Source organism: Streptomyces cyaneofuscatus, assembly GCF_033109485.1.
GTDB classification, from domain to species: Bacteria; Actinomycetota; Actinomycetes; order Streptomycetales; family Streptomycetaceae; genus Streptomyces; species Streptomyces cyaneofuscatus.
Genome location: NZ_CP137002.1, coordinates 2896306 through 2917749 on the forward strand (window position 1 = coordinate 2896306; position 21444 = coordinate 2917749).

A 21444-nucleotide genomic window follows, 5' to 3' on the forward strand; every position below is an offset into this window, starting at 1 on the left:
GCGGCCGACCATACGCCTTGGGGCGGCGGCCGACCGGCGCGCGGACCTCAGCCGAGCATCGCGGGCAGCAGCCGGCGCAGCAAGCGCTCGAACAGGGCGTCCCGCTCGGCCGGGCCCGCCGGAGGTGGCGGGCCCGCCGTCGCGAGGGCGGCCAGCAGGTGCGGATGGCGGCCCTCGGCCGCGACGGCGGCCAGGTGGGCCGCCTGGGCGGGCGGGTCGCCGGCACCGGAGCCCTCGCCGGCGGCCGCCATGGCCTCGCGGCGGGCGAACAGCGTGGCCAGGCCGCCCAGGAGGCCGATCGCCTCCAGCTTCTGCCGGCTCGTACCGGGTGCGGGGGCCAGCACCGCCAAGGCGTGGTCCAGGTAGTCGATCGCGTGCGGGCCGAGCGCCTCGCCCCGGCGGTCGTTCAGCTCCGGGAGCCAGGGGTGGCGGGTGTGGGCGGCCTTGGACTGGAGGGCCAGACCGACGAGATCGCCGAGCCAGTCACCGCTGGGAGCGGCGGAGAGGTCCAGCTCGCCCGCGACCGCGTCGGCCATGAGGTCCAGCAGCTCGTCACGGCTCCCCACATAGCGGTAGAGCGAGGCGGGCCCGGTACCGAGCCGCTGCGCGACTGCCCGCATCGACACGGCCGCCAGCCCTTCGGCGTCCGCCAGGGCGAGAGCGGCGGCGGTGATCTCGTACCGGCTCCGCTCGGGTGCGGGTCCGCGCGCGCCCCGCTCGGGGCGTGACCACACGGTTGTCGGCCGGGTCTCGCGGTCGGCCACGCCCCACCACCTTCCCTCGCACCTCAGCTCGTCAGCTCTTCGGACGGCTGTAGTCTAATACTGCGAACATCGATCGCAGTAAATTGTCGCCCGAGGAGCCCGCCATGACCTGGACCGAACGCCGCTTCGCCCGCAACGGTGCGGTCGAGCTCGCCCACGACCGGCTTCAGGAGGGCACGGACGGCGAGCCGCTGCTCCTGGTGATGGGGCTGGCCGTCTCCCGGCACTGGTGGCCCGGGGAGCTGTGCGCGGCCTTCGCCGACGCCGGGTTCGCCGTCGCCCGCTACGACCAGCGCGACGCGGGCGAGTCCACCCGGCTGCCGAAGCCCGCCGCCCGGGGCAACCCCTTCGCCGCCCTGGCCGCCGGCCGTGGTGCTGCCTACACCGCCGAGGACATGGCCGACGACGCCGTAGCCGTCATGGACGCGCTCGGCTGGGAGTCGGCGCACCTCTTCGGGCACTCGCTCGGCGGGGTCGTCGCCCAGCGGGTCGCGCTGCGCCATCCGGACCGGGTGCGCACGCTCACGTCGTCCGCCGCGCTGCCGAGCGACGTCGGCGGGCTCGGCGCGTTCCGCCATCTGCGCCTGCCGACCCTCGCGAAGTTCGCCCGCCTCAAGCCCGCCGGGGACCGGGAGGGCCGGATCGCGGCGGGGCTCGCGGTGGCGCGGCTCTGCGCGTCGCCGGGCTACCCGTTCGACGAGGCGGAGGCTCGGGAGCGGATCACCGCCGACGTGGACACCGGCATCGCCGACCCGGACGCGCAGTCCCGCCAGATCGGCGCCCGCTGGAGCGGCCCGCCCCTGTCCGAACTGCGCGTCCCCACCGTGGTGTTGCACGGTACGGACGACCCGCTGCTCAAGCCCTCCGCAGGGCGGGCCACCGCCGCGGCGATCCGCGACGCCCGGCTCGTACTCCAGCCGGGCGTCGGCCACGACATCCCGCGCGAGCGCCACGCGGCGGTCGCGGCAGAGGTGCGGGCGCTCGCGGACCGGGCGAGGGCGGCGGGCGGACGCCCGTAGAGGTACGGGCGCTCGCGGACCGGGCAAGCGCGGGCGCCGCGACCGTCGGGCGGGAAAACCGGATGCCGTGGGCCGACTCGCGCCACTACGGTGCCCGGATGGCAACGCTCAGAAAAGTCCAGGTCACCTTCGACTGCGCGCAGCCCGGGCGCCTCGCCCGGTTCTGGTGCGAGGTGCTGGGGTACGAAGTTCCGCCGGTGCCGGAAGGGTTCGCGACCTGGGACGACTACAACAGCTCGCTGCCGCCGGAGGACCGGGACGCGTGGTCCGCCTGCGCCGATCCGTCGGGCGTGGGCCCGCGCCTGTTCTTCCAGCGCGTCCCCGAAGGCAAGGTCGTCAAGAACCGGGTCCACCTCGACGTGCGGGCCGGCACCGGGCTCGTGGGTGCGGAGCGGCTCGCCACGCTGGAGGCCGAGCGCGACCGGCTGGTGGCGCTCGGCGCGGTGTGTGAGCGCGTGATGCTCGCCGACGAGGAGAACGAGTCGTGCATCGTGATGCAGGACATCGAGGGCAACGAGTTCTGCCTCGACTGATCCGGGTGCCGTCGGCGCAGGGCCTTTCCGGGCCCTGCGCCGACGGCTGGTGTCGCCCTACCGCGCCCAGGGGCCGAGCATGTCCCTCATCGCGTCCGTCAGCGCCATCTGGAGCAGCGGGCCGTAGGTGATCCGGCCGACGCCGAGGCGGCGGAAGCGCTCCAGATCGTGCTTGACGGGGTGGGCCGTGGAGTTGACGGGTACGGAGACGGCGGCCGTCACCGCCGCGAGCAGCTCGTCGTTGTCCTGGATCTTCACCGGGTAGACGCTGTCCGCACCGGCCTGCTCCAGGGCCCGCAGCCGTTCGATCGCCTCGTCGAGGACGGCGGCGGCGTCCTCCGCGTGCGCGAAGAGGTCGGTGCGTCCGTTGATCCAGACCGGGACGCCCGCGTCGTCGGCCGCCGCGCGCAGGCCCGCGATGTAGCTCGCGTGCTCCTGCGTGGTGCGCACCCGTCCGCCCTCCGAGTGGACGGTGTCCTCGATGTTGAGGCCGACGCCACCGACCTCGATGAGCCCGGCGATGAGGTCCGCGGGCTTCTGCCCGTACCCGGCCTCCAGGTCCACGGAGACGGGGATGTCGACCGACGCGACGATCGGCCGGACGGCGGCGAGCACCTCCTCGAAGGTCTGCCCCTCCTGGTCCTCGGCCCCCCGGGAGTCGGCGAGCGGATGGCTGCCGACCGTCAGCGCGGAGAACCCGGCGGCGGCCGCCGTCCGGGCCGACCAGGCGTCCCAGACGGTCGGCAGCACGAGCGGCTGGTGGTCGGCGTGCAGTTGCTTGAGGCGCTCAGCGCGCTCGACTGTGGTGCGAAAGTCCATGCCGAGGACCGTACCCGCAGATCGGCCCGGGCATCCGCTCAAGCGGCCAGCCGTACCGTGCCCAGCGGACCTGCCGGACGCTCGTGCCGGCGGGTGGAGCGGGAGCGCGCCCCGGAGAGCCGGATCAACTCCCCCTGGGCCAGCGCGAGGACATCGGCCAGGCTCAGCCCGAGCGCCCGCGCGGCGGCCGCCAGCACCTCGGACGAGGCCTCCTTGCGGCCACGCTCCACCTCGGAGAGGTAGGCCATCGAGATCCGTGCGGCGTCGGCCACGTCCTTCAATGTCCGCTCCTGGGACAGCCGTTCTCTCCGCAGTACGTCCCCGACGAGGTCACGCCAGAGCGGCTCCCGGGCCGGAGCGGGCCCGGGCGTCGGGAACGGGCGCAGCGGAATGACGCGGGCGCGGGGCTGGTTCGTCGCTCGGATGGTCACCGCTCCAGCCTAGGAGCAGCGCGCCCGGCAGGCACGGGGCGGGCGTTGCGCTCCGGGCGGATCTGCTGAGGGCGAAGTGGCGTGACAGAGCGGCCACGGAGGAGAGGCACCGGCCGGCGTTCCCGCACGCGCCGGCGCCTCTCCTCCGTGGGTCAGATCAGCCCCTGCGCCAGCATCGCGTCCGCCACCAGCTCGAAGCCCGCGATGTTCGCGCCCACCACGTAGTTGCCCGGGCTGCCGTACCGCTCGGCGGTCGTGTAGCAGGAGTCGTGGATGTGGCGCATGATCTCGGCGAGGCGCTCCTCGGTGTGCGAGAAGGTCCAGGAGTCCCGGGAGGCGTTCTGCTGCATCTCCAGGGCGCTCGTCGCGACCCCGCCCGCGTTGGCCGCCTTGCCGGGCGCGAAGGCGACGCCCGCGCTTTGGAAGACCTGGACCGCTTCCGGAGTGGTGGGCATGTTGGCGCCTTCGGCGACCGCCTTGACCCCGTTGCGTACGAGTTCGAGCGCGTCGGCCTCGTGGAGCTCGTTCTGGGTGGCGCAGGGCAGGGCGACGTCCACGGGGACCGACCACACCCCCGTACCGGGCACGAACCGGGCGTGCGCGCCGCGCCGTTCCGCGTACTCGGAGACCCGGCCCCGGCCCGCCTCCTTGATCTCCTTGAGGAGGGCGAGGTCGATGCCCTTCTCGTCGACGACGTAGCCGCCGGAGTCCGAGCAGGTGATGACGGTCGCGCCGAGCTGCTGGGCCTTCTCGATGGCGTAGACGGCCACGTTGCCGGAGCCGGAGACCGCGATGGTCTGGCCCTCCAGCGACTCGCCCCGGCTGCGCAGCATCTCGGCGGTGAACAGGACCGTGCCGTAGCCGGTGGCCTCCGTACGGGCCTGGGCGCCGCCCCAGCCGAGGCCCTTGCCGGTGAGGACGCCGGACTCGTACCGGTTGGTGATCCGCTTGTACTGGCCGAAGAGGTAGCCGATCTCGCGGCCGCCCACGCCGATGTCGCCGGCGGGGACGTCGGTGTACTCGCCCAGGTGGCGGTGGAGCTCGGTCATGAAGGACTGGCAGAACCGCATGATCTCGGCGTCGGAGCGGCCCTTGGGGTCGAAGTCCGCCCCGCCCTTGCCGCCGCCGATGGGCATGCCGGTGAGGGCGTTCTTGAAGATCTGCTCGAAGCCGAGGAACTTCACGATGCCGAGGTTGACGGAGGGGTGGAAGCGCAGACCGCCCTTGTAGGGGCCGAGCGAGCTGGAGAACTCGACCCGGAAGCCGCGGTTGACGTGGATGTCGCCGGAGTCGTCCGCCCACGGCACCCGGAAGATCAGCTGGCGCTCCGGCTCGCATATGCGCTCGATGATGCGGGCGTCCACGAACTCGGGGCGCTGCGTCAGCACGGGACCGAGGGTCTCCAGGACCTCGCGGACCGCCTGGTGGAACTCCTGCTCGCCCTGGTTGCGCCGCAGGATCTCGGCGTAGAGCGGCTCGATGACCCGGTTCGCCGCATCGTGCGCGTGAACGGAGTCGCGGGCGGAGTCGGGGGTGAGCGGCATCTGATCAAGCCCTTCCGTGGGTCGGCTCGTGCGCGTCGGCGCCCCCGTCCCGGAGGGCACCGACGCCCTGATTGTCCCGCGTCACCCGATGATCTTCGACACCCATCCACATGCTGGCCGCCCGGGCCCTTGGAGGCCCACTGGAGCGCTTCCTGGAGCCCTCCCTAGAGCTCCTCCTGGACCCCTCCCTAGAGCCCCTCCTCGGAGAACGGGGTGTCGCTCCACCGGAACCAGGCCCGGTCACCCTGGATGTGCAGCAGGAACTCGGCGACGGCCTTCCCCTCCGGACCGGTCAGGACGAGCGTGCGGTTCACCTCGCAGCAGACCCCCTCCCACGCCTCCGCGCTCTCGTCGCTCTCGTCCTCGTCCAGCCGCTCCATGAGGGCCAGCTCACGGTCGAAGAGCTCGCGGGTCCCCGCGTCGTAGGCCGGGCCGGGGATGAACCGGCCGTGCAGCCAGGGGAAGTCGAGGTCGTCGACGGCGATCTCCCCGACGAGTTCCGTGCCGCGCCGCAGCCTCCATATGGTGCCGTCGCGTCCCATCGCCGCCCCCGTGCGTACTCGTGCGTCTGTTCCCGTCACGGTAAGGGATTGGTGAAGGCCGGCCGGGGCAAGGGGGTTACCCGTCAGGAACCACGACACCTCGCCTGACGATCAGTCATGATGCTCCCCATGACGAAGCCGCGGGGGCGTCGGAGAGCGCAATCTCCTTATCAGCCAAGGTTGTTGTACGGATCCGGCCGGACCGCCGCCGCTCCTGCGCGGCCGCAGCCACCGCCGTACGGAGCACCCGGCCGGCCGCCCCGTATCCCCAAGGGCACCGGGGAGACGCGCCGCTACCTGGCGGTCGGGCTCGACTGCTATCTGTGCCTGCTGGTCGTCGGCCTGCTGGTGCACTCCTGCCTGGGCCCGGCGGGCGCGGGAGCGGGCCGGACGGCCGCGGTGCTCATCGGTCACCTCACCCTGCTGTCCTTCGCCAACCAGGTGCTGCTGACGATGGCCGTACGGGCGAGCGCCGGAAAGCTGATCATGGGCGTACGGGTGATCCGCCTGCCCGACGCGGGCCGCCCGGAGTTCCGCCGCCTGGTCCTGCGCTGGCTCTACGGCCTGTTCTGGCTCCCCCTCCAGCCCTGGCACCACCTCCGCCGAGGAGCCACCGCCGAGCCACCGCCCCGCGAACGCCTGGGCGGCGGCCCCCCGACCGCCCCGCACACGGACCTGGCGGGGGTCCGCCAGGTCCACCGCAGCGACCTGCGGTATTACCGGGAGGCGGTGGAGGGGCGGACGGGGTGACCCTGGTCGGCGCGGTCCCGGGCCGCCCGCATCGCCGCAGCCGTGGCCGACGCGTCGTACTCCGGGCCGACGCCCGGGACGATGATCACGTCACCGTCGATGTGCCGGGTGCGCAGCGGCAGGATCTCCTGGTAGGCGGGGGACGCGTACCAGGCGCGGATCTCCTCGGTGCCGGGGAAAGCAATGACGACCAGCGCACCGGGCCACTCCCCCTCCACCACCTCCACCTCGGCCCCATGCACCAGGAATCGGCCTCCGTAGGGCTCCATGGTGGCCTGGATGCGCTCGATGTAGCTCAGCACCTCGTCCGGGACGGGGCCGTCGGCGGGGCGCAGGTGGGCAAGGGCGTACGCGGTCATGGTCCGGTCCTCCGGGGTGCGGCGTGGCGTGGTCCTTCGGTACGTCTCCGATGCTGCCGGGCGGGGCGGAGGGCGTCGATTACCCCGGAGGTCATGACGGCGGCCCGTACGGTTAAACGCCCGGCCGCGACAACTGACCGGGCCCTCTTGCGACCGCGTGCAGGGCCCGTCCACCGGAGCGGAGAAGATCGTTCGTCAGGCGTCGCCCTCGTCAGCGGAGGCATGGAGGCACCGACGGCAGGGGAAAGCAGTTCGTCCCGAGATACCTGTCCCCTTACGGTGGCGCGATGGTGCACGTGCGGGAGATGAATGCGGCCGACATCGAGGCCGTTTCGACAATCCGAGTCCGAGGATGGCAGGCGGCGTACGCCGGGATCGTTCCCCAGACGTATTTGGACGCCATGACAGTGGAAGGTGATGCCGGCCAACGGCGGCAGTGGTTCTCCCGGCCCGGACGAAAGTCGCGAGATCTTGTGGCGCTCGGTGACCGTGGCCCGGTGGGGTGGATCTGCTTCGGGCCGTGTCGAAGTGAGATGCCCGGTCTGAGTCGGGTCGGTGAGGTCTACGCCCTCTACGTCTCACCGGATCTGATCGGCCAGGGCATCGGCCGGATCCTCCTGGGTGAGGCTCATTCCCAAATGAAGGGCCGGGGTTTCGAGGCGTCAGCCTTGTGGGTTCTCTGTGACAACCAACGAGCCCAGCGCTTCTACGAGCGGGCCGGCTACCAGGCTGACGGCGCGGCTCAGGACGACGTCTACGACGGGAACACGCTCACCGAGCGCCGCTACCAGCGCGTGCTTTGAGCCGAGCAGGGAAGCGAGTATCAGGTGACGTTCTGCACGACCGGCGACCGGCGACCGGCGCGAGGCACTGGGGAAACACCTGGTGGACAACCACCCCTACGACTCGCCAGAGGTGATCGCGTTCACGATCGATGCCGGCCGTGCCGAGCACCTGGACTGGATCACCCGAGCCAACCGCTAGCCCTTCGCGCGCCCCAGTAGCGCGCTGACCGGGGCGTGGGACCGGTGGGGCTCCAACCGCTTGGCCATCAGCCGGGCCCGCGCCATCGGTCTGATCGACGCAAGTGCCGGTCCTCCTGGTCAATCGTCTCCGAGGGTGATGCAGAGTTCGCTCACGAGTGCCTGGGCCAGGTCCGTCTGCTGGCCGGGGTCGATGCGGACCTCGGCCAAGTTGGCGATGCCCCGGATCTGCGAGAGGTCGTTCCCGCGGAGATCGACCTCCCGGTACCGGCCCCCACCGAATTCGGTCAGTTTGAGCCCGCAGTCGGAGAATACGGCGTCGGAGAGGTCGCAGCCGGTGAACGTGGCCTCGGTGAAGGTACAGTCGGCGAAGACCACGGGGCCGGTGGCGCGTACCTTCTCGAAGCTGGCGTAGTCGAGACGGCATTTCTCGAACAGCACGTCGTCCAGGACCACGCGGTCCAGCGCGGCGCCCATGAGCTTGCAGTCGCGGAAGTGGACCCGGGTGAGCTTGCTCCCGCTCCAGCGGGCCGAGCCGAGATCACTGCTGGTGATCTCGATACCGTGGAGATTCACCGAATCGAACTCGACTTGCTGCGCGCGGATATCGGCGATCCGGCCCGTGACGAGTTGGATTCCGGTGAGGGCGAGCGAGCGCAGGTCCACGTCCCTGTACGTGAAGTCCTGAACAGAGCCGCGAGGGCTGTCCAGGGTCTCGACCACGGACAGGTACAGGCCGGGCTCATCAAGGTCGGGGGTGGTCACGGTGGTGTGGCCGAAGGTACGGCTGGCCATGGTGCTCCTTCAACGCGGTGCCGGTGCGGTCCTGCTGGTGTCGCCAGCAGGGCCGCCCCGTCCGGGCTACTTGTTCTTCCAGTTGTCCCAGGTGGGACGGTTGTCGAACGCGGGCGTGGGGTTGTCCCAGGTAGGCCGGTTGTCGAACGTGCCGATGGCATGCTGGCCGTGCACCGCCTCCGTGGCATGGCGGTCGCCCTGGCCGGCGTCGGTCCAGGCCTTCTCCCGGCGGGCGACGGTCGTGGTGCCCACGGCCTCCAAGAGGGACGCAAACCCCGGAGCCGAGTCCATCACGAGCGCGGTGGCGTCAGGGGCGATGTTCACGGACATGTCGTGTCACTCCTTCGAGTAGGGCGATCTTGGCGGTGGTGCAGTACCGGGTCCTGGTGCCGTCGAACCGACCGCCGTGCTCGAAGTACCGGTTGGCCGCATGGGCGCCTCCGCAGAACGCGAAGGTGGGGCAGGTGGCGCGGCAGGCGTCCACCCCGTTCCAGAACTCGGTGATCCAGGGGGTTCGCTCCTCGGCCTCGGCCACGAGGACGTCCAGGCCGGTGCGGAGCACGCTACCGGTGGCGAAGTCGCCGAACCGGCTGTCGTTGAACCCGGCCAGCTCCGGGGACAGCATGATCACGCTGCCGTCGTGGGCAACGGTGGGCAACGGGTCCCAAGGAGCGGAGATCGGCAGCGGGTCCGTGGCATGACCGCTCAGGACAGCCCCCGCAAAGTTGAGCACGCGTTGCACCTCGCGCAGCCGGACGACCGGGTTCGCCCGCCAGGCATCCGCGAGAGCAGTCCAGAATTCCTCGGCCTGTACGAGGTCGGCGTCTTTGGCGCCCAGGTTGACGCCTTCTTCCTCCTCCACGTTGACGCCAAGGGTGGTCACGCCCAGATCGGCGAAGAAGTCGTAGAAGCGACTGGCCTTGTTCGGGTCGGGGTGGGAAACAACCGCGATGGCGGAGATCGGTATCCCATGCCGACGCAGGCGGTCAATACCTCGCATGATCACGCGGAACCCAGGGCGGCCGGCGAGGGTGAGGCGGTGGGTGTTCATGTCCTCGGGCCCGTCGATGCTGACGCCCACGCGAACCTTGTGCTCCAGCAGGAACTCGCACCACGCGTCATCGACAAGAACCGCGTTGGTCTGCACGGAGTGCTTCACATCCTTGAACGGCGCCATGAGCGCGGCCAGGTGCTCGCGCCCGGCCGCAAGCGGCTCCCCGCCGTGCCAGACGACCTCGAACCTCTGGTTCGCCGTGGCCCACTCGTTGACGGAGCCGGCGACGGCCTGGGCCACCTCCACCGGCATGAGGCGCTTCATCTTGCGGAAGGGCAGGTAGCAGTACGTGCAGTCCATGGGCAGGCACTGCGTGGTCGGCTGCATGATCACCGAACTGGGGATGCGGGCGAGCCGGGTATGCATCGCGCTCCTCTCGATGCTGGGTGCTGTCAGGCGGGGCGACGTTGTTGACTGCCGTCGTCCACTCCCATTCCGCCGGGCGGTGCAGCGGCCCGCAGGTGAGCCAGGGAACGGCCTGCGGCCCACTGGAAGGGGGAGGCACTACCCGAAGTCATCTGTGCTCCGGGGTGCGTTGACCACTCTGGCGGCCTCGGAACCTTGCGGCCACTGCGGCGTCCTATAGGGCCGTCCTATATTTCAGGGATGGAGCCGGAGCCGGACGTGTGGGCACACCCTGAGCTGCGCGCAGCTATGGCGGCGGAGGACTGGTCGACGCTGCTGAAGACATGGCGAAGGCTGACGCGCAGCAACCAGAGCAAGCTCGGCGCCCTCGTCGGCCTGGCGCAGCCGGACATCTCCGCGATCGAGAACCGGCGACGCGCGGTGACATCCGTCGAAGTGCGCCAGCGGATCGTTCATGGCCTTGGCGTCCCCCTTGAACTGCTGGACGCTCGGCACAAGGAGCTTCCCCTGCCGTCCCTCGTGCTGCCTGATGTGGTGTCGGAGACCGACGCGGAGCGCCTGATCGCCGTGAAACGGGGCGGCCTGCGCTTGGATTCCGCCTCTCTGGACGCGATGGACGCCTTGCTGGCCGCGCATCGACGCGCGGAGGACACCATCGGCTCACGCGCTATCACCCCGCTCGTGACTGCCCAGTTCAAGGAAGTGGCCGGCCTCTACGACCAAGCTCGTGGCCCGCTGGCGGACCGCGTTGTCAAACTCCTGGCCGAGTACGCACAGTTCCTCGCCTGGATGGCGCAGGATCAGGACAACGCCCCTGTGGCGCTGGGATGGTTCGATCGGTCCTATGACTGGGCGCTGGAATCCGGGTACGGCGACATGGCGGCTACCACCATGAGCATGAAGGCACACCTGGCGTGGTCGCAGGGGCAGGGGCGGCGATGCGTCCGGCTGGGTGAGGCAGCGGCATCAACAACCGGAGTGAGCGAGGCCACGAGAGCCATGGCCGTTCAGATGGCCGGGCGCGGGCACGCCCTCGAAGGCGATGCCGATGACGCGTACCGCAAGCTGGACGAGGCGCAGGAGATCATCGCAACTGCTGCGGACGCGCCGCCGTGGCTGTACTTCTACGGCGAGTCGTGGTTCGCCGCACAGCGCGGGATGGCCGACCTTCACCTCAAGGAATGGTCGAGCGCAGCCGAGAACTTGGTGATGGGGTTGGCGGCCTTCGCTCCGTCCTTCCGCAGGGACCGGGCCTGGTACGGGTCCTGCCTGGCCCACGCGTACGCGGGCTCCGGGGAGGCGGAGGCTGCGCTGGAAACCTCCCTGAGTGTGATCACCGACGCCTCCGAGATCGGCCGCCCTCACGCATGGCAGGAGCTGCACAGGGTGGCGGCGATACTGATGCGTGGCAGGGCCCCTGAGGGGCGATCGCTGTTCGATGCCTTGGCAGCGCTGGACTGATCCCTGCACGAGGCGGCACGACCGAGCATCGGTGCTCCCCCGAGGCGAGAGCCAAGCGCACGGCTCCACCCGTATCCGTCGATCAATGCGCCGGTGCCCGGCCAGGACGACTGGCCGGGCACCGTGGCGACCACTTGTCGGGCTCGCCCTACGACCGCCCGAACTCGCCGTCCACGACGCCGCCTTCGAACGCCGCCCACTCGCCGGAGGTGAAGACGAGAGCGGGCCCGTTGCCCTGGTCCTTGGAGTCGCGCATGGCCACGCGGCCGTCACCGAGAAAGGCGACCTCGACGCAGGTGGCGTTGTTCTGTGAGCGGCTGGACTTACGCCATGCCGCGCCTGTCAGATCCGCGCTCATCATCGGGAAAACTCCTTTGCCGCTTGCCGAAGGATGTTCTGGGTGCCCTTGTGATCCAGGGCAGCACCCCAGATGGAAGTGAACGCCTGGTCGTACCGCTCGATCTCCTGCGCCTTGTCAAGGTACAAATCGCCGGTGAAGCCCTCCATGTAGACGGTGGGCGGCTCCATCGGTTGTCCGTCGCCGCTGACGGGGAAGCGCAAGAGCGTGAACGGCCCCGACACGAGGCCGTAGTGCAGGCCCGCCGAGAACGGTACGACCCGCAGTGAGACGTTCGGCAGGTCCATCGTCTCTGCCAGGCGGTGCAACTGGCGAGCCATTACTTCACCTCCGCCGACCGGCTGGCGGAGCACCGCTTCACCAAGCGCCAGCTCCAAAGTGGGCGGGCTGGTCACCCTGGTCAGCAACTCCTGGCGCGCCATGCGGACGTGCACACGTCGTTCGATCTCGTCGCGGTCCACGTCATGGGTACCCTCCCGGATCAGCGCTCGGGCATAGTCCTCTGTCTGCACGAGACCCGGCACCAGGTCCTTGATGTACTGACGCAGACTCGCTGCCGCCCCTTCCAGTCCGATGAAGAGGTCGAAGCCCTCCGGGATCACGTCACCGTAGGCGTGCCACCACCCCCGGTTCTTGGTTTCCTTGGCGAGCCCCATCAGGCCCTTGGTCAACTCGGCGTCAGCGCCGTACGCACGACACATCGCCTCGACGTCCAGGCTGCGCATGGATGTTTGGCCCGTCTCGATACGCCAGATCTTCTGATCCGACCACTCCAGGGCCGTCGATGCCGCGCGCACGGTCAGTCGCGCGCGATTACGCAGCTCACGCAGGTGTCGCCCCAGTTGACGGCGGGGCACGGTCGAACCACTTGCCGATTCCACCACTTGGTGTTCCTCCGATCTGCAACCCAACTTACATCCGAAATGGAATACCGAGTATCCCCGGCATGGAATAGGGGATATCTGTTCGAGAAGGCGAATTCCAGATTTCCAATCTGGAGTGTTGCACATTCGAATAATCCAGTGCTTCACTCGGTGACCCACAGGACTCCTGCGAACACTCCACGTGATCACAGGCGGGCGAGGGGACCCAAGTGCGATGAACCCACTGATCTTTGGCTACCTGCGCGTGCCCGACGACATGAGCGACGAGGAGGCGAAGCAGAAGCAGGTCGCCCTCTCCACGTACGCCGAGAAGAACGGCTTCCACCTGGCGGCCGTGTTCTACGAGTACGTTCCGGGGGCGCATGCGGCGTTCACGGAGTTGGTGGCGGCCGTCCGGCACGCCGAGGCCAAGCACGTGGTCGTGCCCTCCTACCGGGAGCTGGCGCTGAACCGGTCGCTCCAGAACGCCATGCTCACGCACCTGTTCCACACCACCGGCGGCGCGGAAGTCATCAGCCTGGACGACCGGTCATGACGGCCCAGGGGGTGCCGTACCACACCCGGCATGTGCGCTTCGTCGACCAACTCTCCCTTGTCGCCGCGCAGTCGGCCGTCCGCACCTCGCGTCACTTCCTGCAGTTCGCCCTCGCCAAGTGGCAGGCCACCCTCATCGAGGACGACGTCCTACTCGTCGCCTCGGAGCTGGTCACCAACGCCATCGCCGTCACCGGAGTGGTGGCAGCGAAGCCGACGTGGGGCGAGCTGGAGCGGCTCGACCTCGTCCACGTCCGCCTCGTCGGCTTACGGGACAGCGTCGTCGTCGAAGTGTGGGACGTGTCGGACGAACCGCCCCGGCTCCAGCGCGTCGGCGATGACTCCGAGGAAGGGCGCGGCCTCTTCCTCGTACAGGAGCTGGCGGCGCGCTGGGGTTCCTACCGCACTGCGGGCGGAAAGGCGGTATGGGCACAGATGACGGTCCGGCCGCCGTTGCCGCGGCGGCCCGGGGGCGGCGAGGGTCGTGGGGGCCGCCCGGCCACCCCGCCGGGGCCCGATGCCGCGTTCCTCCGACGCGTCCGGGCGGGGCTGGATGCGGCGCTGTAGAGGCCCCGCACACGCCGAAGGCGGCGGCACCCCGGAAGGTTCCGGGGTGCCGCCGCCTTCAAGAGGGGGACGGGGGTGGAGCGAGGGTCAGGCGGCGGAGCCGGCCTTCCACTGGGACCAGTCCATGTTCCAGCCGTTGAGGCCGTTGTCCGGCTTGATGGTCTTGTCCGGGGAGTTCTTGACGATGACCACGTCGCCGATGAGCGAGTTGTCGTAGAACCAGGCGCCGGGGGCGCTCGGGTCGTTGGCGCCCTTCACGTCGGCGAGGCCCACGCAGCCGTGGCTGGTGTTGGCGGTGCCGAAGATGCCCTTGCCCCAGTAGTTGCCGTGGATGAAGGTGCCCGAGGTGGACAGGCGCATCGCGTGCGGCACGTCCTTGATGTCGTACTCGCCCTTGCCGTCGTCATCGGTGAAGCCCACGGTGGCGCCGTTCATCCGGGTCTCCTTGTGCTTCTCGGAGATCACCATCTCGCCGTTGTACGTGGGGTTCTCGGGCGCGCCCGCGGAGATCGGGATGGTCTTGATCGTCTTGCCGTCGCGGGTGACCGTCATCATCTTGGTCTTCGCGTCGACGGTCGAGACCTGGTTGCGGCCGACCTTGAACGTCACGGTCTTCTGCTGCACACCGAAGACGCCGTCCGCGCCCTCGACGCCGTCCAGCGCGAGCTTCAGGGTGACGGTGGAGCCGCCCTGCCAGTAGTCCTCCGGGCGGAAGTCCAGGCGCTGGCCGTTGAACCAGTGGCCGACGACCTCCTGGCCGCTGCTGGAGGACACGGTGATGCCGTCCTGGACGGCCTTCTTGTCCGTGATCGGCTTGTTGAAGTTGATCGAGACGGGCATCCCGACGCCGACGGTGGAGCCGTCCTCGGGGGTGAAGTTCCCGATGAAGCTGTTGTCGGGCGAGACGGTGGTGAAGGAGCTGTTCTCGTGGGCTTTGCGGCCCTTCGCGTCCTCGGCCGTGGCGTCGATCTTGTACGTGGTGGAGCGTTCGAGCTGGTCGGCGGGCTTCCAGCTGGAGCCGTCGGCCGCCAGGGTGCCCTCGACCGCCTTGCCGTCCGCCGTGGTCATGACGACCTCGGTCAGCTTGCCCTTGGTGACGGAGACCTGGGCGGCGTTGTTGATGCTGGCATTGGTGGCGCCGTTCTCCGGCTTGATCGCTATCTGTGCCTCGGACGCGTCCTCGGCCGCGGCCTTGTCGACCTCCTGCGCCTGGGACGACTCCGAGCTTCCGGCGCCCGTCTTCTTGTCGCCGCCGTCGTCGGTACAGGCCGAAAGCACCAGCACGCCGCCGAGCAGTGCGGACACGGCCGCGAGGCCCCTGCGCCGCTTGCTGTCCGTCATCACACGCTTCTCCATCGTTGCCGATTCCCCAAAATCCCCGAACGGGGCTGCCAGGCGGCGATTCCCCGTCAATGTTCCAAGAACACCCGGAACGGGTGCTCCGTTCCACATCCGCCAGGGATGTGGGGAACACCACTCATCGACGCGGCTGCGCCTGCGGTGGTTCCCGCTGTCGGGCCCGGACACGGAACCGCCGCACAGCACGGCCCCGGTCCGCGGTGAAGCGAGGCCGGGGCCGGTGTTCTCACACGTCAGACCCGCTGCGCGAGGTCACCGTCCTCGCCGTCGTTCCTCCCATTGTGCGCGACCGCGTCGCCGTACCCCTCCTCGTCGTCCTCGATCTCGGCCACGAACGGGCCGTCCTCGTCGCCCTCGTCGTCGTCCCAGCCCTCCGCGTCGGGGTCGTGGTCGACGCTCTCGCTGCTCCAGGAGGCCTGCGCGAGCTCGACCCCGGGCACCTCGCTGACCAGGTCGAACGGATCGATCAGCGAGGCGAGGGCCTCTGCTCCGTCTGCCCGGACGGTGGCCTCGGCATGCATCCGCTCCTCGGCGGTGTCGCTCTCGGTGATACCCGAGACCGGCTCCCCGTACTCGGCGGCGATGGATTCCAGCGCGGTGCCGGTGAGGGCGTCGAGGTCCGTGACCTCCAGCACCATTTCCACGCGAACGCGAACAAACCTGGATGTCTCTTCTGTGCTCATACTCCGGAGCGTATGGCTCATCCCGGCCACGACTTTCCTCCGACCCGCTGCTTTGCTTAGCATCGGCCCACGGGGCTAACTCATGGTTGTCGCAAGGGGATCGAAACTGTGTCCGTCACTCGCCGCACACTCCTGACCGCCACCGCCGCGGGAACGCTGCTGGCCGCTCTCTGGTTCGTCCCGTCGGCCAACGCGACCGTCGAAACCGCCTCGCAGAGCGGTATAACCACCCCCTCCGGCCCCGCGTCGGGCCAGGGGGCGCAGCCTGCCGCCGAGGACTCCGCGCCGCAGCTCGCCGAGACCGGACCGGGCGTGGACACCACCCCGTATCTGATCGGCGGCACAGCGCTGCTGGGGCTCGGCGCCGGCTTCGTGACCTACTCCGTACGCCGTTCCGGAGACGGAGGCGGAGCCCGCCCGGCGCTCTGACCCCGTACCCGCGAAAAGGGCTGCCACACCCCCCGGTGCGGCAGCCCTTCGTGTACGTACGGGACCCGGCTCAGGCCAGCGGCCCCGTGACCGGCTCCACGGCCGCGACCAGGCGCCCCTCCCGTACGAACGTGTCCGCGGCGGCCAGGTCCGGCGCCAGGAAGCGGTCCGGGCCCGGCCCCTCGGCGCCGGCGGCCCGCAGCGCGGCCACGGCGGCCTGCGAGGCGGGGGCCGGGACCAGGCCCTCGGCGGCCCGGATCTCGACGGCGCGGGTCGCCGCGTACAGCTCCACGGCGACGATCCGGGCCAGGTTGTCCACGGCGGTACGGAGCTTGCGCGCCGCCGACCAGCCCATGGAGACGTGGTCCTCCTGCATCGCGGAGGACGGGATGGAGTCGGCGGAGGCGGGGACCGCGAGCCGCTTCATCTCGCTGACCAGGGCGGCCTGGGTGTACTGGGCGATCATCAGGCCCGAGTCCACCCCGGCGTCGTCCGCGAGGAACGGCGGCAGCCCGTGCGAGCGGTTCTTGTCGAGGAGGCGGTCGGTGCGGCGCTCGCAGATCGAGCCGAGGTCGGCGGCGACGATGGCGAGGAAGTCCAGGACGTACGCGACGGGCGCGCCGTGGAAGTTGCCGTTGGACTCGACCCGGCCGTCGGGGAGCACCACCGGGTTGTCGACCGACGAGGCCAGCTCGCGGCCCGCGACCACGGCCGCGTAGTCCAGGGTGTCGCGGCCCGCGCCGTTGACCTGGGGGGCGCAGCGTACGGAGTAGGCGTCCTGCACCCGGGGCGCGTCGTCCTGGTGATGGCCCGTCAACCCCGAACCGGCCAGCACCCGCAGCATGTTGTCCGCGCTGACCCCCTGGCCGGGGTGCGGGCGGATGGCGTGCAGCTCGGGGGCGAGGACCTTGTCCGTGCCGAGCAGCGCCTCCAGGGAGAGGGCGGCGGTGATGTCGGCGGAGGTGTAGAGGTTACGCAGGTCGGCGAGGGCCATGACCAGCATGCCGAGCATGCCGTCGGTGCCGTTGAGAAGGGCCAGGCCCTCCTTCTCGCGCAGCTCCACCGGGGTGATCCCGTGCGCGGCGAGCAGCTCGCCCGCCGGGCGGACGGTGCCGTCGGGGCCCTCCGCGTCGCCCTCGCCCATCAGGGTGAGCGCGCAGTGGGAGAGCGGGGCGAGGTCGCCGGAGCAGCCGAGCGAACCGTACTCGTGGACGACGGGCGTGATCCCCGCGTTGAGCACGTCCGCCATGGTCTGCGCGACCTCCGGGCGTACGCCGGTGTGGCCGGAGGCGACCGTCTTGAGCCGCAGGAACATCAGCGCGCGCACGACCTCGCGCTCCACGCGGGGGCCCATGCCCGCCGCGTGCGAGCGGACGATGTTGCGCTGGAGCTGGGCGCGCAGCTCGGTGCTGATGTGGCGGCTGGCGAGGGCGCCGAAGCCGGTGGAGACGCCGTAGACCGGCTCCGGCTTGGCTGCGAGCGCGTCCACGATGAGGCGGGAGGCGGCCAGCGCGTCCACGGCGGCGGAGGAGAGCTCCACCCGGGCGCCGTGGCGGGCCACGGCGACGACGTCCTCGGCGGTGGTTCCGGACGTCCCCACCACGACAGTGTGCATATCCATATTCAGCAGCGTACGGATTGAAACCCGCTATGTCACTAGCCGTTGAGGAGAGAGACCCTTACCGCCTTGCCCGTACGGTCACGGGCGGTTGCCGCGCAGCCTGCGGCGGTCGTGCGCCGACTTCGGCGGGGAGTCCGCGAGCCGGATGACCTCGCCGTCCCGCCCGGCCACCACCGGCCGCAGCGAGCGGGCGGCCTTGGCCCGGTACTGGGCGGCGTCCGCGAGCCGGAACAGCCGTCGGGCCGAGCGCACCGGGCCGATCGGGTCGCCGGTCGACGCGACCCCGCAGGCCACCCCGTTGCCGAGCTCGATCACCGCCGCCCGGTCGCAGAGCTCGGTGGCCACCCCGACCACGTCGTCCGCCTCGGGCCCGTCCGCCACCAGGCAGAACTCGTCGCCGCCGAGGCGGGCGGCCAGGGCGTCCGGGAGCATCGCCCCGCAGAGGGAGAGCACCGAGCCGAAACGTTCCAGCAGACGGTCGCCGACGGCGTGCCCGTGGGTGTCGTTCACCGCTTTCAGGCCGTTGAGGTCGCAGACGACGAGGCTGACGACGACCCCGGCCGTGCGGTGCGCCTCCACCGCCTCGTCCAGCCGGATGTCGACGGCCCGGCGGTTGGCAAGGCCGGTCAGCGGGTCGGTGAAGGCCAGCTTGCGGACCTCCTCCAGCCGCTCGGTCTGGGCGATCCCGGAGGCCACGACGGCGGCGAGCACGGTCGCGAAGTTCGCGTCGTCCCGGTCGAACACCGGCTTCCCGGCCTGCCGCGCCACATACAGCTCGCCCCAGGCCCGCCCGTGCAGCACGATCGGCGCGACCACACAGCAGCCCCGGCCGCGCCGCCGCAGCGCCGCCACCCGCTGGTGGCAGTACGGGCGGGCGCCGCGCGCCGGGCCGCCCGCGCCGGGCAGGCCGTCGGCGGTCTCCACCCAGGCGTCGGGCTCACCGCCACCGGCCCAGCGCTCGTGCAGGAACTCGGTGATCTCCGGGAACTCGTGGACCGGGTAGGCCTCCTCCTCGGGGAACTCCTCCTCCCCCTCGGCCCGCTGCCCCGCGTTGACCAGGACCCGCAGCCTGCCCCGGCCCCGCTCCCACACCGACAGTGCGGCGAAGCTGCCGCCCAGCGCCTCGCAGGCCCCCAGCGCGGCCGCCCGCCACGAATCGCGCGGCGTGTAGGCCGCGGCCATCGTCTGCGCCAGCGAAACCACGGCCCGCAGCCGAGCATCGTCTTCACCCATTTATCCAGCTTATGTAGATTTGTTCCCTTTTGATCAGTTTGATGCGCAACTAATTTTCGGCGTCACGCGGCGGGCGGAAAAGCTGGAGGCGTCACTCACCCGGCCACTGCGGGCTCCGCTTCTCGTTGAAGGCGGCCACGCCCTCCGCCCGGTCCCCGGAGAAGGCCACCGACCGCCAGGCCGCGTCCTCCACCTCCAGGCCCGCCCGCAGGTCCAGCCCGTGCCCCAGCCGGAGCGCCTTCTTGGCCGCCCGCAGCCCGACCGGCGAGTTGGCGGCCATCCGGGCGCCCAGCGCGAGGGCCTCCTCCCGGTCCCGCCCCGCCGCCACCAGCTCGTCCACGAGCCCCAGCTCCCGCGCCTCGGCCGCCTCCACCCGCCGGGCGGTGAAGACCAGCTCGGCGGCGCGGGCCGCCCCCACCCGGCGCGGCAGCAGCTGCGTACCGCCGCCGCCGGGGATGACGCCCACGGACACCTCGGGCAGCCCGACCACGGCGGTGGCGTCGGCCACGATCACATCGCAGGCGAGGGCCAGCTCGAAGCCGCCGCCGAGGGCGAAGCCGTGCACGGCGGCGATCGTCGGCATCGGCAGCTCCAGGACACCGGTGTAGGCGGCCCGGGCGGTAGGCCGCTGACGTACCAGCTCGGCGTCCGTGAAGGAGTTCCGCTCCTTGAGGTCGGCGCCCACACAGAAGGCCCGCTCATGGCTGGAGGTGAGGACGGTGACGCGGACGTCCCGGTCGGCGCCGAGCGCCTCGCAGGCGGCGGCGATGGAGCGGGCCATGTCGGTGGAGACGGCGTTCATGGCCTTCGGCCGGTCGAGGACCAGCTCGGCCACGTGCTCCTGGCCCGCGTGGCGCCGTACGGCGACGAACTCCCCGAACCGCTGCTCGGACGTGACGGTCATGACTGCACCCCTGTCGCTGGATCCCTGTTAACGAGCGTTATCGACAGGGATCCTAGACAGGGCGTACGGGGAACCGACAGGGCGAGCCGGACCCGACCACGTAAAGGTGCGGCTCAGGAACCGGTCTTGCCGCGCCGCGCCAGCAGCCACGGCTCCACCACGCCCAGCCCGCGCACCGGCCGCTGCCACATCGGCTGGAGCCCGAAGCGGTACGTGGGCAGGGGCGGCTCCTCGACCACCTCGCGGCCCTCCTTCTCGGCCAGCCGGGCCCGCTCGGCGGCCGCCGCGACCTCCTCGGCGGCCTGGGCCTCCGACTCCGGGGCGTCCCCGTGCCGGACCAGCTCCTTGGCGAACGCCCCGTCCACGAGGACGGCGTCCTTCGGAGCTATCGAGGTGAGCCGGCTGGCCAGGTTCACCGTGGTGCCGAAGACGTCGCCCATGCGCGTGGTGACCGTGCCGAAGGCGATCCCGACGCGCAGGGCGGGCATCGCCTCGTCCTGGGACATGGCCTCGATCAGCCGGAGCGCTATCTCGGACGCCGTGCCCGCGTCGTCGGCGGCGAAGAGGACTTCGTCGCCGAGGGTCTTGATGAGCCGTCCGCCGTGCGCGGCGACCAGGTCGGCGGCGGTCGTCTCGAAGGACTCGACCAGCTCGCCGAGCTCCTCCTCCTCAAGACGCCGGGTCAGCCGGGTGAAGCCGACGAGGTCCGCGAAGCCGACGGCCAGGCGCCGGTCCACCATCTCGTCGTCGTCCGCCGCCTGCACGACCCGCCCGGTCGCGGCGGCCAGCTGGCGCCGCCACACGTAGACGAGGAACTCCTGGAGCTCCGGCAGCAACAGCTCGACCAGCGGATACGTGACTTCCGTCCGGGTCATGCCCGGCTCGGGCGGCTCGGTCAGCCCCTCCAGGAACGAGTCGATCTGCCACTCCGCCAGCCGCGCGGTGGTCTGCCCGGTCGAGCGGGCCACCTGGATCGCCATCGGCTCGCTGAGCAGCCCGGCCTCCACCAGACCGGCGAGCCGGCGCAGGGCCAGCACGTCGGCCTCGGTGAGCGCCTTGGCCTGGCCGATGTCGGCGAAGCCCATGGCCCGCCAGAACCGGGAGGCCAGGTCCATGGAGACCCCGGCGGTGCGGGCGGCCTGGAAGGGGGTGTAGCGGCGGTCGGCCCCGAGGATCAGCGCTTCGAGGCGGATCGCGAGGGGGTCGTCGGTCGGTTCGGCCGTGTGGTCTACCTCGTGATGCGGGGTGGCATGGACCGAGGAGTCCGACGGGCGCTCCTCGCCCGCGCCGGACGTCGTGTCGCCGACGGTCACCAGCCGCCTCCTGCCCGTTCCCTGCGCACTGCCTGCCGATCTGTCGCTGATCGCCCCAACAGTGATCTGTCGCTGGATCGCCTCAACAATACGGCAGGTGTGCCCTAGCTCACGTCCTTGGTTGCCCGATACGGGTGCG

The 21444-nt window shown here is 70.7% G+C and carries 26 protein-coding genes; 9 read left to right on the forward strand and 17 right to left on the reverse strand.

The features are described from left to right. Positions 1-47: 47 nt before the first annotated feature. Positions 48-764, reverse strand: a complete 717-nt coding sequence (locus R2B67_RS12210; protein ID WP_317817859.1) for a TetR/AcrR family transcriptional regulator — start codon at positions 762-764, stop codon at positions 48-50. 104 nt (positions 765-868) lie between these two features. On the opposite strand from R2B67_RS12210, the gene R2B67_RS12215 reads away from it, so the two are divergent. Continuing rightward, positions 869-1783 (forward strand): alpha/beta fold hydrolase, encoded by a 915-nt coding sequence (locus tag R2B67_RS12215; protein ID WP_317817860.1) that lies wholly within the window; start codon positions 869-871, stop codon positions 1781-1783. A gap of 98 nt (positions 1784-1881) precedes the next feature. Continuing rightward, positions 1882-2316 (forward strand): VOC family protein, encoded by a 435-nt coding sequence (locus R2B67_RS12220; protein WP_317817861.1) that lies wholly within the window; start codon positions 1882-1884, stop codon positions 2314-2316. 57 nt (positions 2317-2373) lie between these two features. Here the strand turns inward: R2B67_RS12220 and R2B67_RS12225 are convergent, their stop codons facing one another. The 4 genes from R2B67_RS12225 to R2B67_RS12240 all read right to left on the reverse strand — a co-directional run bounded on the left by R2B67_RS12225 (position 2374) and on the right by R2B67_RS12240 (position 5652). After that, complete coding sequence (locus tag R2B67_RS12225; RefSeq protein ID WP_317817862.1) at positions 2374-3135, reverse strand: isocitrate lyase/PEP mutase family protein; 762 nt, start codon at positions 3133-3135, stop codon at positions 2374-2376. A 38-nt stretch (positions 3136-3173) separates the two neighbouring features. Then, positions 3174-3566, reverse strand: a complete 393-nt coding sequence (locus R2B67_RS12230; RefSeq protein WP_317817863.1) for a helix-turn-helix domain-containing protein — start codon at positions 3564-3566, stop codon at positions 3174-3176. A gap of 152 nt (positions 3567-3718) precedes the next feature. After that, a complete protein-coding gene (gdhA, locus tag R2B67_RS12235; protein ID WP_018510389.1) occupies positions 3719-5110 on the reverse strand; it encodes an NADP-specific glutamate dehydrogenase in 1392 nt (463 codons plus the stop codon). A gap of 188 nt (positions 5111-5298) precedes the next feature. After that, on the reverse strand, positions 5299-5652 hold the full coding sequence (locus R2B67_RS12240; protein WP_317817864.1) for a hypothetical protein: 354 nt from the start codon (positions 5650-5652) through the stop codon (positions 5299-5301). Between the two features lie 264 nt (positions 5653-5916). Between R2B67_RS12240 and R2B67_RS12245 the strand changes: the two genes are divergently transcribed. Further along, positions 5917-6402: an RDD family protein gene (locus R2B67_RS12245; protein WP_237329565.1), complete on the forward strand. Its 486-nt coding sequence runs from the start codon at positions 5917-5919 to the stop codon at positions 6400-6402. Here R2B67_RS12245 and R2B67_RS12250 read toward each other — a convergent pair. Continuing rightward, positions 6369-6761, reverse strand: a complete 393-nt coding sequence (locus R2B67_RS12250; RefSeq protein ID WP_317817865.1) for a DUF1330 domain-containing protein — start codon at positions 6759-6761, stop codon at positions 6369-6371. The genes R2B67_RS12245 and R2B67_RS12250 overlap by 34 nt on opposite strands. A gap of 287 nt (positions 6762-7048) precedes the next feature. Here R2B67_RS12250 and R2B67_RS12255 point away from each other — a divergent pair, with 287 nt between their 5' ends. Together R2B67_RS12255 and cutA are read left to right on the forward strand one after the other, a co-directional pair. Next, positions 7049-7564 carry a GNAT family N-acetyltransferase gene (locus R2B67_RS12255; protein ID WP_317817866.1) on the forward strand — a complete coding sequence of 172 codons (516 nt, stop codon included), beginning with the start codon at positions 7049-7051 and terminating at the stop codon, positions 7562-7564. An 82-nt stretch (positions 7565-7646) separates the two neighbouring features. After that, positions 7647-7745, forward strand: a complete 99-nt coding sequence (gene cutA, locus R2B67_RS35995) for a divalent cation tolerance protein CutA (RefSeq protein ID WP_381074674.1) — start codon at positions 7647-7649, stop codon at positions 7743-7745. Positions 7746-7864: 119 nt separating this feature from the next. Here cutA and R2B67_RS12260 read toward each other — a convergent pair whose 3' ends face one another. The 3 genes from R2B67_RS12260 to amcB form a co-directional block, all read right to left on the reverse strand. After that, on the reverse strand, positions 7865-8539 hold the full coding sequence (locus tag R2B67_RS12260; protein ID WP_317817868.1) for a pentapeptide repeat-containing protein: 675 nt from the start codon (positions 8537-8539) through the stop codon (positions 7865-7867). Between the two features lie 66 nt (positions 8540-8605). Then, positions 8606-8869 carry a multiple cyclophane-containing RiPP AmcA gene (gene amcA, locus R2B67_RS12265; RefSeq protein ID WP_317817869.1) on the reverse strand — a complete coding sequence of 88 codons (264 nt, stop codon included), beginning with the start codon at positions 8867-8869 and terminating at the stop codon, positions 8606-8608. After that, on the reverse strand, positions 8847-9959 hold the full coding sequence (gene amcB / locus R2B67_RS12270; protein ID WP_317817870.1) for a cyclophane-forming radical SAM peptide maturase AmcB: 1113 nt from the start codon (positions 9957-9959) through the stop codon (positions 8847-8849). Before amcB ends, amcA begins: the two co-directional genes overlap by 23 nt. Before the next feature lie 240 nt (positions 9960-10199). On the opposite strand from amcB, the gene R2B67_RS12275 reads away from it, so the two are divergent. Further along, a complete protein-coding gene (locus R2B67_RS12275) occupies positions 10200-11420 on the forward strand; it encodes a helix-turn-helix domain-containing protein (protein WP_317817871.1) in 1221 nt (406 codons plus the stop codon). A gap of 148 nt (positions 11421-11568) precedes the next feature. On the opposite strand, the gene R2B67_RS12280 is transcribed toward R2B67_RS12275, so the two are convergent. Then, positions 11569-11778 carry a DUF397 domain-containing protein gene (locus R2B67_RS12280; RefSeq protein WP_317817872.1) on the reverse strand — a complete coding sequence of 70 codons (210 nt, stop codon included), beginning with the start codon at positions 11776-11778 and terminating at the stop codon, positions 11569-11571. Beyond that, a complete protein-coding gene (locus R2B67_RS12285; RefSeq protein ID WP_317817873.1) occupies positions 11778-12662 on the reverse strand; it encodes a helix-turn-helix domain-containing protein in 885 nt (294 codons plus the stop codon). The genes R2B67_RS12280 and R2B67_RS12285 overlap by 1 nt, the downstream gene beginning before the upstream one ends. A 214-nt stretch (positions 12663-12876) precedes the next feature. Here R2B67_RS12285 and R2B67_RS12290 point away from each other — a divergent pair, with 214 nt between their 5' ends. Both R2B67_RS12290 and R2B67_RS12295 read left to right on the forward strand, forming a co-directional pair. Continuing rightward, positions 12877-13197: a recombinase family protein gene (locus R2B67_RS12290; RefSeq protein ID WP_317817875.1), complete on the forward strand. Its 321-nt coding sequence runs from the start codon at positions 12877-12879 to the stop codon at positions 13195-13197. Then, positions 13194-13763, forward strand: a complete 570-nt coding sequence (locus R2B67_RS12295; RefSeq protein WP_317817877.1) for an ATP-binding protein — start codon at positions 13194-13196, stop codon at positions 13761-13763. The genes R2B67_RS12290 and R2B67_RS12295 overlap by 4 nt, the downstream gene beginning before the upstream one ends. Positions 13764-13850: 87 nt before the next feature. Here the strand turns inward: R2B67_RS12295 and R2B67_RS12300 are convergent, their stop codons facing one another. Both R2B67_RS12300 and R2B67_RS12305 read right to left on the reverse strand, forming a co-directional pair. After that, positions 13851-15119, reverse strand: coding sequence for a L,D-transpeptidase (locus tag R2B67_RS12300; RefSeq protein WP_317817878.1), 1269 nt, complete (start codon positions 15117-15119; stop codon positions 13851-13853). 236 nt (positions 15120-15355) lie between these two features. Beyond that, positions 15356-15760 carry a hypothetical protein gene (locus R2B67_RS12305; RefSeq protein ID WP_317824829.1) on the reverse strand — a complete coding sequence of 135 codons (405 nt, stop codon included), beginning with the start codon at positions 15758-15760 and terminating at the stop codon, positions 15356-15358. A gap of 153 nt (positions 15761-15913) precedes the next feature. On the opposite strand from R2B67_RS12305, the gene R2B67_RS12310 reads away from it, so the two are divergent. Further along, positions 15914-16234: a hypothetical protein gene (locus R2B67_RS12310; protein WP_317817879.1), complete on the forward strand. Its 321-nt coding sequence runs from the start codon at positions 15914-15916 to the stop codon at positions 16232-16234. A 70-nt stretch (positions 16235-16304) separates the two neighbouring features. On the opposite strand, the gene hutH is transcribed toward R2B67_RS12310, so the two are convergent. From hutH to R2B67_RS12330, 4 genes are all read right to left on the reverse strand, one after another. Then, positions 16305-17855 (reverse strand): histidine ammonia-lyase, encoded by a 1551-nt coding sequence (gene hutH, locus R2B67_RS12315; protein WP_317817880.1) that lies wholly within the window; start codon positions 17853-17855, stop codon positions 16305-16307. A gap of 78 nt (positions 17856-17933) precedes the next feature. Beyond that, complete coding sequence (locus R2B67_RS12320; protein ID WP_317817881.1) at positions 17934-19088, reverse strand: GGDEF domain-containing protein; 1155 nt, start codon at positions 19086-19088, stop codon at positions 17934-17936. Positions 19089-19179: 91 nt separating this feature from the next. Beyond that, complete coding sequence (locus R2B67_RS12325; RefSeq protein ID WP_073879011.1) at positions 19180-19992, reverse strand: enoyl-CoA hydratase/isomerase family protein; 813 nt, start codon at positions 19990-19992, stop codon at positions 19180-19182. 113 nt (positions 19993-20105) lie between these two features. Further along, complete coding sequence (locus R2B67_RS12330; RefSeq protein ID WP_317817883.1) at positions 20106-21305, reverse strand: adenylate/guanylate cyclase domain-containing protein; 1200 nt, start codon at positions 21303-21305, stop codon at positions 20106-20108. Positions 21306-21444: the final 139 nt, after the last annotated feature.